The 13159-nt window shown below is 65.3% G+C and carries 11 protein-coding genes; 7 read left to right on the forward strand and 4 right to left on the reverse strand.

Annotation, left to right across the window (positions count from 1 at the left end; translation table 11 throughout):
• The first annotated feature begins 25 nt into the window (after positions 1-25).
• The gene (locus C2L64_RS38485) at positions 26-973 is read left to right on the forward strand and encodes a DMT family transporter (RefSeq protein WP_007577030.1); all 948 of its coding nucleotides are present in this window, start codon (positions 26-28) and stop codon (positions 971-973) included.
• Positions 974-1000: 27 nt separating this feature from the next.
• Here C2L64_RS38485 and C2L64_RS38490 read toward each other — a convergent pair whose 3' ends face one another.
• From C2L64_RS38490 to C2L64_RS38500, 3 genes are read right to left on the reverse strand one after another with little or no spacing between them, the layout of a single operon-like run.
• Positions 1001-1756: a phosphatase PAP2 family protein gene (locus C2L64_RS38490; RefSeq protein ID WP_007577031.1), complete on the reverse strand. Its 756-nt coding sequence runs from the start codon at positions 1754-1756 to the stop codon at positions 1001-1003.
• Positions 1753-2610: a metallophosphoesterase family protein gene (locus tag C2L64_RS38495; RefSeq protein WP_007577032.1), complete on the reverse strand. Its 858-nt coding sequence runs from the start codon at positions 2608-2610 to the stop codon at positions 1753-1755. Before C2L64_RS38495 ends, C2L64_RS38490 begins: the two co-directional genes overlap by 4 nt.
• Positions 2607-3608, reverse strand: coding sequence for a diacylglycerol/lipid kinase family protein (locus C2L64_RS38500; protein ID WP_081498765.1), 1002 nt, complete (start codon positions 3606-3608; stop codon positions 2607-2609). The genes C2L64_RS38495 and C2L64_RS38500 overlap by 4 nt, the downstream gene beginning before the upstream one ends.
• 374 nt (positions 3609-3982) lie before the next feature.
• On the opposite strand from C2L64_RS38500, the gene C2L64_RS38505 reads away from it, so the two are divergent.
• The 6 genes from C2L64_RS38505 (at position 3983) to C2L64_RS38530 (ending at position 11001) form a co-directional block, all read left to right on the forward strand.
• Positions 3983-5101, forward strand: coding sequence for a nucleoside hydrolase (locus C2L64_RS38505; RefSeq protein WP_039899719.1), 1119 nt, complete (start codon positions 3983-3985; stop codon positions 5099-5101).
• A gap of 179 nt (positions 5102-5280) precedes the next feature.
• Positions 5281-6297 (forward strand): alcohol dehydrogenase, encoded by a 1017-nt coding sequence (locus tag C2L64_RS38510; protein WP_007577035.1) that lies wholly within the window; start codon positions 5281-5283, stop codon positions 6295-6297.
• A gap of 203 nt (positions 6298-6500) precedes the next feature.
• The gene (locus C2L64_RS38515) at positions 6501-7268 is read left to right on the forward strand and encodes a DUF3348 domain-containing protein (protein ID WP_086908564.1); all 768 of its coding nucleotides are present in this window, start codon (positions 6501-6503) and stop codon (positions 7266-7268) included.
• A gap of 10 nt (positions 7269-7278) precedes the next feature.
• Positions 7279-9717, forward strand: a complete 2439-nt coding sequence (locus C2L64_RS38520; protein WP_086908563.1) for a DUF802 domain-containing protein — start codon at positions 7279-7281, stop codon at positions 9715-9717.
• The gene (locus C2L64_RS38525; RefSeq protein ID WP_007585194.1) at positions 9714-10361 is read left to right on the forward strand and encodes an OmpA family protein; all 648 of its coding nucleotides are present in this window, start codon (positions 9714-9716) and stop codon (positions 10359-10361) included. Before C2L64_RS38520 ends, C2L64_RS38525 begins: the two co-directional genes overlap by 4 nt.
• On the forward strand, positions 10354-11001 hold the full coding sequence (locus tag C2L64_RS38530; protein ID WP_007585192.1) for a DUF2894 domain-containing protein: 648 nt from the start codon (positions 10354-10356) through the stop codon (positions 10999-11001). Before C2L64_RS38525 ends, C2L64_RS38530 begins: the two co-directional genes overlap by 8 nt.
• Positions 11002-11031: 30 nt before the next feature.
• Here C2L64_RS38530 and fusA read toward each other — a convergent pair whose 3' ends face one another.
• Positions 11032-13077 carry an elongation factor G gene (gene fusA, locus C2L64_RS38535; RefSeq protein WP_007585190.1) on the reverse strand — a complete coding sequence of 682 codons (2046 nt, stop codon included), beginning with the start codon at positions 13075-13077 and terminating at the stop codon, positions 11032-11034.
• Between the last annotated feature and the right edge of the window lie 82 nt (positions 13078-13159).

A 13159-nucleotide genomic window follows, 5' to 3' on the forward strand; every position in this document is an offset into this window, starting at 1 on the left:
GCGCAAGACCTGCTGGCAAATATCAATGAGAAAGACTCTGGACGGCCTCGCCGTTTCAAGCATGGTGATGCTGTGCCTGATATGGGGACTCCAACAAGCGGCGATGAAATCGATCGCTGCCGATGTCGCACCACTGCTTCAGGTATCGCTGCGCTCCGGAGTGGCCGCCGTGCTGGTCTGGGTGTTTGGCCGGCTGATCGTGCGCGACAAATGGCTCAAGGGCGTTGCGCTCGGGCCGGGATCGCTGGTCGGCGTGCTGTTTGCCGCCGAGTTTCTGTTCGTTGCCGAAGGCCTGCGCCTGACCACGGCCTCTCACATGGCCGTGTTCCTTTACACCGCGCCGATGTTCGCGGCAGTGGGTCTGCAGATCGCGCTGCCTTCCGAACGCTTGACGCGCACGCAGTGGACGGGCATTGCGATCGCCTTCGTCGGGATTGTGATTACCTTTGTCGGGCCGGGCGCGGGAGCCGGAGCGGGGCCATCGGCGCCGAACTGGATGCTGGGCGACTTGCTGGGGATCTGCGCGGGCGCAGTGTGGGGCCTGACAACCGTCGCCGTGCGCGCGTCACGTCTGAGCGAAGCGCCCGCCACGCAGACGCTGTTCTACCAACTGGTGTGGGCCTTTGTCGTGTTGCTGCCGTTTGCCCTCCTGTCCGGCCAGTCTACGTTTCATGGCAATACGCTGGTATGGGCGAGCCTCGGGTTTCAGGCCTTCGTCGTCTGCTTCTTCAGTTACGTTGCGTGGTTCTATCTGCTGAGAATCTATCTTGCGTCGCGGCTCGGCGTGCTGTCGTTCATGGCGCCGATGTTCGGCGTCGCGCTCGGCGCGCTGCTGCTGCATGAACGGCTCGATCCGACCTTTCTCGCGGGCTCGGCGCTCGTGCTCGTGGGCATGCTGGTCGTCAATGGGCGCGAGTGGCTGAAGTTCGTGTTCGCACGGCAACGGCGCGATGGGAAAGTTGGTTCGGCGTGAACCTGAAGCACGCTGTTGACAAACGTCTCAACCGATAGCGCGTCGCCGCAGCCACTCCGCCACCAGCACGCAGGCCGTGAGCCATGCTGTCGACGACATCGCGCCCGCAAGCACATCGCTGGCGAAATGCACGCCGATGATCAGCCGGCTCCACGCAATCATCCCGACGACAGCCACCGCGCCGAGTACCACGGGCAGCCGCCAGCGCGCGGGCAGCGTTCGCATGAGCACATACGCGATCGCGCCATAAGTCGCGAGCGAGCCGGACGTGTGGCCGCTCGGAAAACTCCAGCTATGCACCGACGCGAACGCGGTGTCGTAGTCGGGCCGCGCGCGGCGGATTAGTTGCTTGAGCGTCATGTTCAACAGGCCGTTGCCGCCCGAAGCCGCGGCGAGTGTGCAGGCGAGCAGAAGGTGCCGCGTCGACAGCAGCGCGATGGCGCCCGCTGTGCAGCAGACCGCTAGCACCTTGGGATCGCCGAGATGTGTCGCAATAGCAAAGGCATGTTTGACTTCGCGCGGCACGGTAGCGCCGAGATCTAGCGCGAACGCGAGGTCGAAGCGGGTCAACACGGGATCGGTCAACAGCGCATGCGTGAGCGCCGCGAAGCACGCGGCCGCAGTGACGATGACAACCACGCCAACGCCGATCCCCGCATCGAATGTCAGCATGCCCGCGCGGCCCACACGAAACGCACCATACGCAATGCACTCCGCGACGATCAGCGTCGCCGCCATCAGTTCGAGCGCATGCCGGCCCGCGATGCTCGCAAGCTCGATCATGACGAGCCGGCCGCGCGCACCGAAACGGGCGAACGCGCTTCATCCGTGCTGGGGAGATCGAGTGCATGTTCCAGCACAGGCACGAATGCGTTGCCGTTTTCGTCGTAGTCATAGCGGGCAACGACGGCCTTGCGCCCATTCGGATCGCTCGCGTCGTAGCGAATCAGATTGACCGAATTCGGAATCTGCCCGCGGATGCGCGTCGATACCGCCGTGCCCGCCTGCACGGCCCATACAGGCCGCGCGATGTCCATGCGGCTCGCGAGCGGCAGCACATACGGCAAATGGATATGTCCGCCGAGGATCAGATCGGCACCCGCTTGCGCCCATCGGCGGATCGCGTGTTCGCGGCCGTGCAGCAGGTTGCGCGTGTCCTCTGCCGCGACGGACGCCACGGGATGATGCGTGACCACTACGCGCAGTTGCAGCGGCGTCGCACGTTCGAGTCGCTGTGCGGCGCGTTCGATCTGTTCCGTGGAGACTTCGCCATCTGTATGCCGCGCGCGGCGGGTCGTATTCAGCCCGATCACCAGCAGTTCGCGCGATTCGAACACGGGTTCGAGATCGGCGCCAAATACGCGTCGATGATTCGCATACGGATGCAGCACGCGCGCGAACAGGTTGAAGAGGGGAATGTCGTGATTGCCGGGAATCACGAGCGTCGGTGTTGCGCACAGCCGGTCGACGAACGCCCGCGCCGCCGCGAACTGGCTGCGCCGCGCGCGCTGCGTGATATCGCCCGATAGCACGGCGAGATCCGGCTGCTCGCGCGCGGCGAGTTGCAGCAAGGCTTCGACGACGTCGGGCCGTTCGGTGCCGAAATGCGGATCGGAGATCTGGAGCAACAGCGTCATGAGCGGTTCAGGGCAGCGACATCGGCCTCGGGTTTCAGCAAATAAAGGGGCGTGTCGCCGACACGGAATTCGAGGGGCATCTGCATGCGCGTGACTTCGCCATCCATCGCGATTTTGACACGCCTGCGCCGCTTCGACGGATGCGTGACCGTGAAGCGGCGAAACGCGAAGCCGATCACGTTGTCCGCGTCGCTCATCCGGCTCAGCGCGCCATGCAGCGACAGCACGATCTGCGCAATGCGGCCGATCGCGCGCGGCGCCAATGCAACCAGCAAGCCTTGCGCCAGCAACGGCGCTTCCGCCGCGCCGACCTGTTCGAGTTGCAGCCGGTTGTTGGCGACGAACAGCGTCGACGTGCGGATCTCCTGCATCGTGCCTTCGTGATCGACATGCAGACGCAGATGCCGATGCCGCCGCAACAACATCGCAATCGCCGACCACAGCGCGACGATCCGGCTGCGCCCGAATTGCCGCTTGTAGATTTCGCGATGCTCCAGCATCTTCGGATACAGCCCGAGGCTCGCGTTGACGAGGAACATGCGGTCGTTGACGAAGCCGACCTGCACGGGATGCGCGCGCGCCGTCAGCAACAGATCGACGGCTTGCGCGGGGTCGGCGGGAATGCCGTGGTCGCGGCTGAAGTAGTTGAACGTGCCGCACGGCAGCACGCCAAACGCGCAGCCGCTGCCGATCACCGCCTGCGCGACCGCGCACAGCGTGCCGTCGCCGCCCGCGCCGACCACCGCGCCGCCGCGTGCCTGCGCGAGTTCGACCGCGCGTTGCGACGTGGCGCCGAGTTGCGACGGATCGTCGACGAGCATCAGTTCGTATTCGCGGTTCGCTTTGCCGAACGCGTTCGCGATCAACGCAGCCGTGGTCTCGCCCTGTTTGCGGCCCGAGCCGGCATTCATCACGATCACGAACGGCGCGCGCGCGTCCATCTGCCGGGCTTCGCCGTGCGCAGGGATGGCAGATGGACGGGCGGCGTCGGAGGTCATCGCGTCGATTCCGCGCGCGCCGGTCGAACGGACAGCGCGCCGAGTGCCGCGCATGCAAATATGACCGCGAGAGTGTGTCTTGCCTGCACTTGTTTCCTCCTTATGGTTGCAACGCAATGTCTCCGTGAAGATGTTGACTGTACCCGACGATCTGGCGTTCGTTGAGCAGAACGTGACGCGTCTCATGTTGCTTGCGGGTGCAACGTTCAGTGTGTGCATGCAACGCGCATGGGCATCGGCGGGAAACGCACGGCCCAAGCGGGTTTTGGCGTGCTCGCGGGTATGCTCGCGTCGGCTTTGCCACTATGATGAGCTTTCTTCCGACGCGGCCTCGATCGCGCAGCACGAACACAAACGACAACAAGGAGACGCTATTGAAGCGACGTTTCGTCACGATGTCATGCGCGGTCATGCTGTCGGGCTGCGGCGGAAATGGCGTCACGCGTGCCGCGCCGAAGGTGATCGTCGATAGCGACTACAACACGCTGGGCGACGACGGCCAGCTTGGCGTCATGGCCGCGCAATTGCAGGCGCAAGGCAAGATCGAGGTGCTCGGCATCACAGTCGTGTCGGGCAACCAGTGGCTCAAGCAAGGTGTCGCCGACGCGTTGAAGTCGATGGAGCGGCTCGGTGTTGGAGACCGCATCGGTGTTTATGCAGGCGCGAATTACGCACTGGCGCATCCGTATTCGGAGATCCAGCAGGAGCTTGCTCAGTTTCCCAGCGGCGACGGCTATCTGGGCGCATGGAGCACGCCGGAGCCGACTTCGGATGCTCAACTCGTCGCGCCTCCTGACGGCTTCGCGACGCATACGCATGTGCAGAGCAAAAGCGCGGTGGATTTCATCGTCGAAAGCGTGAAGGCGAACCCGAGTCAGGTGACGATACTCGCGATCGGTCCGCTGACGAACATCGCGCTCGCGGCAAGACAGCATCCCGAGATCGTGCCGATGATCAAGCAGATCATCTACATGGGCGGCGCGATCGACGTGCCGGGCAACGCCACGGCGACGGCCGAATTCAACTGGTGGTTCGATCCCGAAGCGGCACGCGAAGTACTGCGTTTACCCATCAAACAGACCGTGTTTCCCCTCGACGTGACCGACACCGTGAAGATGGATAAAACCGTCTATGACCGCGTCGCGAACGATCCGACCAAACAGACCATCATCACGCAACTGTTCAAGCAGTTGAACGGCTATGGTTTCGACGGCAAGGACGGCTTCGAAACCAATCCGAACTACACGACCGACATCTGGGACACGCTGACCATCGCCTGGCTGATGGACCCGAGCTTCGCGACGCAGACGGAAGAACGCTGGGTCGATGTCGATAGGAGCTTCGGAGCGAACGACGGCAAGGCGACGGGGTACGCGAGTTCGCCGCCGGCAGGGCTGCAGAAGATGACGATCATCAAGCGTTTCGATAACGCACGCTTTTTCGATTTCTATGTCGATCTGCTCACGCGGCCCGTTCCTGTGAAACTGCCGTGACAGATACGTGGTGTCGCGTGGTCGTACCCGCGTGTGTCCGTTCAATTGCGCACGCATCATTCAGCACCTAGTATCCATTTCGGACCAGCCGGTTACGTTGCGATGCGGAACGTCGGAAGAAATCGCCGACGCGCATCCAGCCGCGCTGGCATGACTGTTCTTCGACTGGAGCAAATTCGATGCGAAAGATGAGAGCGGTACAGGTGAGCGGGCCGGGTGGCGCGCTGGAACTCGTGGAGCGTGACGTGCCGGCGCCCGGCGCGGGTCAGGTGTTGATCAAGGTGCAGGCGTGCGGCATCTGCCACAGCGATTCGCTGACCAAGGAAGGCCAGTGGCCGGGCCTGCAGTATCCGCGCGTGCCGGGGCATGAAGTCGCGGGCGTGATCGATACGCTGGGTGCGGGCGTCGAAGGATGGAAAGCGGGCGAGCGCGTGGGCGTGGGCTGGCACGGCGGACATTGCGGCCATTGCGCGAATTGCCGCCGCGGCTATTTCGTCGTGTGCGAAAAGGGGCAGGTGCCGGGCATCAGCTACGACGGCGGCTATGCCGATTACCTCGTGGTACCCGTCGAGGCCCTGGCGCGCATGCCCGAAGAACTCAACGACGTCGACGCCGCGCCGCTGCTTTGCGCGGGCATCACCACGTTCAACGCGTTGCGCAACAGCGGCGCGCGCGCGGGCGAGGTGGTCGCGATTCTCGGCATCGGCGGGCTGGGGCACCTCGGCGTGCAGTTCGCGAGGCGCATGGGCTTCAACACGGTCGCGATCGCGCGCGGCGAGGACAAGGCACCGCTCGCGAAGCAACTCGGCGCGCATCACTACATCGACAGCCGCGCGCAGAATCCCGCTGATGCGCTCAAGGCGCTAGGCGGCGCGTCGATCATTCTCGCGACGGTGACCAACGCCGACGCGATGACGGCCACGCTCGGCGGCCTCGCGCTCAACGGCAAGCTGATCATCCTCGGCGTCGCGGACAAGCCGATCGAAGTGCCGCCCGTCCAGTTCATCATGGGCCGCAATGCGGTGCAGGGCTGGCCGTCGGGTTCGTCGGCCGATTCTGAGGACACGCTCGCGTTCAGCGCGCTCGCCGACGTCAAGCCGATGATCGAAACCTATCCGATCGAACGCGCCGCCGAAGCGTACGACCGCATGATGAGCGGCGCTGCACGCTTTCGCGTCGTGCTGACGATGAACTAGCCGTTTCGCCTGATCGGGCGAAGCAATGCGGGCTGAAAGGCCGCCGTCGCGAGCGTGCGACGGCGGCTGCGAATCCGTCTCTCCCAATGTTTGCCGGGGTTTGCGGCATCTGCGGGATGCCCGCAGCGCTCCTTCGACATCCCGTCCGGCAATCTCACCTCCGGCAGCGCGTAAAATGCTGCCTTTTCATGGTTTCTGGTGGTATGGTTCAAGCCCCTCAGCGCACGGCGGTCAGCGGTCCGACGCTCGTCCGTCTGCTCGCGCGCCTGACTACCGCCGACGTTCCCGCCTCCAGCCAGTCGCTGTCGGACCAGTTGAGCCAATGGCTCGGCTGGACAGACGCGATTGCGTTGTCGACGGCGCTCAACAGTGCGCCGCCCGCCGTCGCGTCCGGCGCGCGGGGCGCGGGCAGCGTCGAGCACGAGTGCGCGCGGGTGCGCGCGTCGCTGGCGGACGCGATTGCCGGCGACAGCATGCTCGCGCCGCGCCGGCGACGCAGCGCCGCGCATGCGCAGAATGCGCAGCAGCCGGAAGCGGAAGCCAGTTACGCGGACTTTCGCCAGTGCTATCTGGCGTTGCAGCAGTCGATGGAAACGCGCATCGGCAGTCTGCGCGGGCGGCTGCGCAACATGGTGGCGGCACAGACGTCGGAGATGACGCGGCTCGCGGTGGTCGACGCGATCATGGAGCGGTCGCTCGGCGCGCGCGAGCGCAGCCTGTTCGGCGCGGTGCCGGGTCTGCTTAGCGGTCATTTCGAGCGCCTACGCCAAGCCGCACAGGCCGCACAGGATGAGCAGGACGCTCTGGCCGCTGCTGCCACCACGGCCACTGGGACCGGGAGTCAAGCCGCACCCCGGCCCGGCGCGTGGCTAGACGTGTTCCGCAAGGACATGCAGAGCGTGTTGCTTGCCGAACTCGATATTCGTTTTCAACCGGTCGAAGGGCTGCTGGCTGCCCTTCGCATCAGCTAACTGGGACAACATGTCCAGATATCGCATTGATTTTGTCGTTGTTTTTCTCGTAGGTCTGGTTGTAGCCGGTTGGGTCGGCGCCGGCTATGTCGTGTCGAATCCGCTGGCGCTCGCTGTCACGCTGCTGGTCGCCGCCTGCTATGTGGCGGGCGCGCTGGAACTGCAGCGCTATCAGGAGGCCACCGCGACGCTCACGCGCGCGCTCGCGGAGCTGTCCGAGGCGCCGTCACGGCTCGGCGTGTGGCTCGAACGTCTGCATCCCGGTTTGCGCAACCCGGTGCGCCTGCGCATCGAAGGCGAGCGCGTCGCGTTGCCGGGCCCGGCGCTCACGCCGTACCTGGTCGGGCTGCTGGTGCTGCTTGGCATGCTGGGCACGCTGCTCGGCATGGTGACGACGCTGCGGGGCACGGGCGCCGCGCTCGAAAGCGCGACGGATCTGCAGGCGATCCGCGCGTCGCTGGCCGCGCCCGTCAAGGGCTTGGGCTTTGCGTTCGGCACTTCGATTGCGGGCGTGGCGACCTCGGCGATGCTCGGCTTGCTGTCGGCGTTGTGCCGCCGCGAGCGCGCTCTCGCCGCGCAGCTGCTCGACACGAAGATCGCGACCACGTTGCGCGCCTTCTCGCAGAGCCAGAAGCGCGACGAGACCTTCAAACTGCTGCAGCGCCAGGCGGACACGATGCCCGTGCTGGTCGACCGTCTTCAGACGATGATGACGGCCATCGAGCAGCAGAGCCTGTCGCTCAACGAGCGGCTGATCTCGAACCAGCACGCATTTCATGGACGCACGGAAGCGGCGTATGCGCGGCTGGTGTCGACGGTTGCGCAGTCGTTGAAGGACAGCGCGGCGGAAAGCGCCCGCGCGGCGGGCGCGGCGTTGCAGCCGGCGATGGAAGCCACGATGACCGGCCATGCGCGCGAGATGGCGTCGCTGCGCGAGACCGTCGAGCATGCGGTGCAACGTCAGCTGGACGGTTTGACGACGGGCTTCGACGCGTCCACTGCGAACGTTGCGAAGCTATGGACCGAAGCGCTCGCAGGACACCGGAGCGCAAGCGAGTCGCTCGCACAGGACTTGCGCGTGTCGCTGGAAGGCTTCAGCCAGACTTTCGAGCAACGCTCGACGGCACTGCTGGACGGCGTGTCAGCACGCCTCGACACGACGGCGGGCCAGGTGTCGAGCGCGGCGGAAAGCGCGCGCGCGGCGGGCGCGGCGTTGCAGCCGGCGATGGAAGCTACGATGGCCGCTCACGCGCTCGAAATGGCCGCACTGCGCGGTACGGTCGAGCAGGCGGTGCAGCGTCAACTGGACGGCCTGTCGAGTGGCTTCGAGTCGACTACGGCGAACGTGGCGAATCTATGGAACGAGGCGCTCGCAGGGCACCGGAGCGCGAGCGAGTCGCTCGCAAAGGATCTGCGCGCATCGCTGGAAGGCTTCACGCAGACTTTCGAGCAGCGCTCGACGGCTCTGCTGGATGGCGTGTCGACGCGCCTCGATGCAACGGCGGGGCAGGTTTCTCAAGCCTGGACGCACGCACTGACCCAGCAGGAGCGCACCGGCGAAAAGCTCGCGGAGCACAACCGCGACGCGCTCACGACGGCGGCATCCGCTTTCGAGCAACATTCGGCCGCGCTGTTGCGCGCCGTCGATGAGTCGCATGCCGGTTTGCAGGCCGAACTGGCGTCGCGCGACCAGCAGCGTCTGGACGCATGGAGCGCCTCGCTCGAAACGGTCGCGGCCACGTTGAGCCAGAAGTGGGACGAAACGGGCGCGCGCACCGCGAGCCGCCAGCAGGAAATCTGCGACACGCTCGCGCAGACCGCGCGTGATATCTCGGCGCAGACGCAAGCCCACGCGAGCGGCACGATCGCGGAAATTTCGCGGCTTGTCGAGGCCGCGTCGGAAGCGCCGCGCGCGGCGGCGGAAGTCGTCGCCGAACTGCGCCAGAAGCTCTCCGACAGCATGGTCCGCGACACCGCGATGCTCGACGAGCGCAGCCGTCTGCTCGCCACGCTCGAAACGCTGCTCGACGCCGTGAATCACGCATCGACCGAACAGCGCACGGCCGTCGATGCGCTCGTCTCGACATCGGCGGGACTGCTCGAGCGCGTCGGCACGCAGTTCAACGACAAGGTCGAAGCCGAAACCCGCAAGCTCGGCGACGTCGCCGCGCAGGTGGCGGGCAGCGCCGTCGAAGTGGCGAGCCTCGGCGAAGCGTTCGGCATGGGTGTGCGGCTGTTCGGCGAATCGAACGACAAGCTGATGGCTCACCTGCACCGTATCGAGGCGGCGCTCGACAAGTCGCTGCTGCGTAGCGACGAGCAGCTTGCGTACTACGTCGCGCAGGCGCGGGAAGTGATCGACCTCAGCATGCTGTCGCAGAAGCAGATCGTCGAAGACCTGCAACAGCTGGCGGGTCAGCGCGCATCTGCTGGAGCCGACGCGGCATGAACGACGATATCGACGGCGGCGTCGAGCCGACGACGCCCATCTGGGCCGCCTTCAGCGATCTGATGTCGGTGCTGCTGGGCGCGTTCGTGCTGATTCTGGTCGGTGTGATCGGCGTGCAGCTGGAACTGTCGGCGCGGCTCGACGATGCCGTCAAGCAGCGGCAGATGGAAGCGCAGCGCCGCAAGACGCTGGAGCAGGCGCTGGCAGGACCGCTTGCGGCCGGGCGCGTGACGCTGGTCAACGGGCGCATCGGCATCAGCGGCAACGTGCTGTTCGCGCTGAACTCCGACCAGTTGCAGCCGCAGGGGCGCGATCTGCTGAAGAGCCTGGCCGGGCCGTTGTCCGCGTATCTCCGCTCGCACGACGAAATCCTGATGGTCAGCGGCTTTGCCGACGATCAGCAGGTGCGGTCAAGCAACCGGCGCTTCGCGGACAACTGGGAGCTGTCGGCGCAGCGCGCGCTGACGGTGACGCGCTCGTTCATCGATGCGGGCATTCCCGCGTCGTCGGTGTTCGCGGCGGCGTTCGGCTCCGAGCAGCCGGTTAGCTCGAACGCGGATAGCGAAGGGCGGGCGAAGAACCGTCGCGTGGAAATTGCGGCGGTGCCGAGGCCCGCGTCATCGGGCGGCGGAAACCGTGAGTAGCGACGCAACCGCGCGCGCCAGCGACGCACAGACGACGCTCGACGCTTGGCGCGAGCAGGGCGACGACCGGCTCGATCCGCTGCGCTTTCATTTCATCGACGCGCTGGCGCGGCGGGCAGCCGCTCACGACGGCGAAGCGCGCCGCATTCTCGATGCGCGTCTATCTTCCTTGCTCGAAGCCTATGCTGGCGATCTCGCCAGCCGTGCGTCGACGGCACAAGCGCCTGAGAGCGCCGCTCCGCCGTGCAAGGCAACGCGCGGACCGCTCGCGGAACTGGTCGATTACATCGCGAGCCACCCGCAGGCAGGCGACGAGCGCGTCGCGCTCAACGCCGCCGTTCGCTCCGAATTGAAGGCGCTCGATTACTTCCGCGAAACCTGGTCCAAGGTCAGCGCCGAGAAACAGGTGCGTGTATCGCTCGAACAGGTGCCGGGCAATGCCGGGCCGCTCAATTCGAGCAGCCTCGTGCATCGGTCGCTGTCGCTGATGCGCGAGTTGTCGCCGGGGTATCTGCAGCAGTTCCTGGCCTACGTCGATGCGCTGTCGTGGATGGAGCAGATCACGGGCGGCGCGTTGCCCGTCAAGGATGCGCCACGCCCCGCGAGCGCGAAGAAGGGCGCGCGCGGCAAATCGCGCTAGGCATCTCTGTCGCGTCGCCGAACGGGCGCGTCAGGCCGTATCGGACTGCTTCTTGTACTGCGACGCGAGCTTGTCCTGCTGGTTCGGCGGAACAGGATCGTAATGGCTCAATTCGATGCTGTAGTTGCCGTGCCCGCCCGCGATCGCGTTCAGGCGCGACTGATAGTCGGCCAGTTCCGATAGCGGCACTTTCCCCGCCACGACCACAGCACGGCCGGCCAGATTGCGCGTGCCCTGTACCTGCGCGCGACGCGACGACAGATCGCCGATGATGTCGCCCATCGTCGTGTCGGGCGTCATCACCTCGATGTTCACGATCGGTTCGAGCAGGATCGGCTGCGCCTTGAGTATTGCGTCTATGAACGCCTTGCGGCCCGCCGTGACGAACGCGACTTCCTTCGAGTCGACAGGATGGCTCTTGCCGTCGAACACGGTGATACGCACGTCCTGCATCGGAAAGCCCGCAAGCGGGCCGTTCTCGATCACCTGCAAAATGCCCTTTTCGACGGCTGGCATGAACTGGCCCGGAATCGCGCCGCCCTTCACGGCATCGACGAATTCGTAGCCCGCGCCGCGCGGCAACGGCTCGACGCGCAGCATCACTTCGCCGAACTGACCTGCGCCGCCCGTCTGCTTCTTGTGGCGATGATGCCCTTCGGCCTTGCCGCCGATGGTCTCGCGGTACGCGATCTTCGGCGGCCGCGTGATGACGCCGAGCTTGTATTGATCGGCGAGCCGCTCCAGCATGTGCCGCAGATGCAATTCGCCCAGTCCGCGCACGACGGTCTCGTTGGTCCCGACGGGATGTTCGATTTTCAGGCAAGGGTCTTCCGCCGCGAGCTTTTGCAGGATTTCCCACAGACGCTGCTCGTTGCCGCGCCGCTCCGGCTCGATGGCGAGGCCGTAGATCGGTGTCGGGAACGCGAGCGGCGCGAGATGGATGTTGCCGTCTTCAGGCGCGTCGTGCAGCACGGCGTCGAATGAAATCTCGTCGACCTTCGCCGTCGCGCAGATATCGCCGGGTCCCGCCTGCGCGACCTCCTCGTGGTCCTTGCCCTGCAACAGCATCAGATGCGCGACGCGAAACGGCTGGCGCGCGTCGCCGATATAGAGCTGACCGTCGCGCCGCACCGTGCCCTGATGGATGCGGAACACGGCCATCTTGCCGATGTACGGGTCGATCACGATCTTGAACACATGTGCGAGCACATGTTTGTTGGGATCGGGCTCGGCCTGCACCGTCTCGCGCCGGCCATCGACATCGCGATAGAAGAGGGGCGGATTGCCTTCGAGCGGATTGGGCAATAGTTTCACGAACACATCGAGCAGTTCGCGGATGCCCGCGCCCGTCGCCGACGACGTGAAGCACACAGGCACCAGATGCCCTTCGCGCAGCGCGCGCTCGAACGGTTCGTGCAGTTGTTCCGGCTGGACCGCTTCGCCCTGTTCGAGATACAGCTCCATCAGCTTTGCATCAAGCTCGATTACCTGGTCGACGAGCGCGTTATGCGCGGATTCGACCGTCAGCAGATCGGATTCGCCGGACGGATTGAAGAAGCAGTCGACTACGGCGGTTGCGCCTTGCGCGGGCAGGTTGATAGGCAGACAGTCCTTGCCGAAAGTCTCCTGAATCTCTTCGAGCAGACCGGGCAGATTGACCTTGTCGCCATCGATGCCGTTCACGACGATGATCCGGCACAGCTTGCGCGCCTCGGCCCACGCCATCATGCGGCGCGTGGTCATTTCGATGCCAGTGCGCGCGTTGATGACGATCGCGGCTGTTTCGACGGCAGGCAAGGCGCTGATGGAAAGGCCGGAGAAGTCGGGGTAGCCGGGCGTGTCGGCGAGGTAGATGCGAGTGTTCTGGTAATGCAGGTGGGCGATCGCGGAGGAGAGCGAGTGGTGGTATTTGCGCTCCAGCGGATCGAAGTCGCAGACGGTCGAGCCTCGGTCGACGCTGCCTGCCGCATGGATCGCGCCGCCTTCTTTCAGCAGCGCCTCGATCAACGAGGTCTTGCCGCAACCGGCGTGGCCGACCAGCGCGATGGTACGGATGGCTTCGGGTGGGTAATCCATGGCCGTCCTCATTCTGCGACAGTTATTGGGCCATTATTGGTGAAAATGGCGCCGCCTGCCACAAGACACGCGCGAATTTGCG

It is taken from the genome of Paraburkholderia hospita, from assembly GCF_002902965.1.
Taxonomy (GTDB): domain Bacteria; phylum Pseudomonadota; class Gammaproteobacteria; order Burkholderiales; family Burkholderiaceae; genus Paraburkholderia; species Paraburkholderia hospita.

Excerpts from the sequence above, each read along its gene's own strand:
- C2L64_RS38515 (WP_086908564.1), top strand. The coding sequence starts at position 6,501 with ATGGTTCAAGCCCCTCAGCGCACGGCGGTCAGCGGTCCGACGCTCGTC.
- C2L64_RS38520 (WP_086908563.1), top strand. The coding sequence starts at position 7,279 with ATGTCCAGATATCGCATTGATTTTGTCGTTGTTTTTCTCGTAGGTCTG.
- C2L64_RS38500 (WP_081498765.1), bottom strand. The coding sequence starts at position 3,608 with ATGACCTCCGACGCCGCCCGTCCATCTGCCATCCCTGCGCACGGCGAA.
- C2L64_RS38495 (WP_007577032.1), bottom strand. The coding sequence starts at position 2,610 with ATGACGCTGTTGCTCCAGATCTCCGATCCGCATTTCGGCACCGAACGG.
- C2L64_RS38485 (WP_007577030.1), top strand. The coding sequence starts at position 26 with ATGAGAAAGACTCTGGACGGCCTCGCCGTTTCAAGCATGGTGATGCTG.
- C2L64_RS38510 (WP_007577035.1), top strand. The coding sequence starts at position 5,281 with ATGCGAAAGATGAGAGCGGTACAGGTGAGCGGGCCGGGTGGCGCGCTG.
- C2L64_RS38525 (WP_007585194.1), top strand. The coding sequence starts at position 9,714 with ATGAACGACGATATCGACGGCGGCGTCGAGCCGACGACGCCCATCTGG.
- C2L64_RS38490 (WP_007577031.1), bottom strand. The coding sequence starts at position 1,756 with ATGATCGAGCTTGCGAGCATCGCGGGCCGGCATGCGCTCGAACTGATG.
- fusA (WP_007585190.1), bottom strand. The coding sequence starts at position 13,077 with ATGGATTACCCACCCGAAGCCATCCGTACCATCGCGCTGGTCGGCCAC.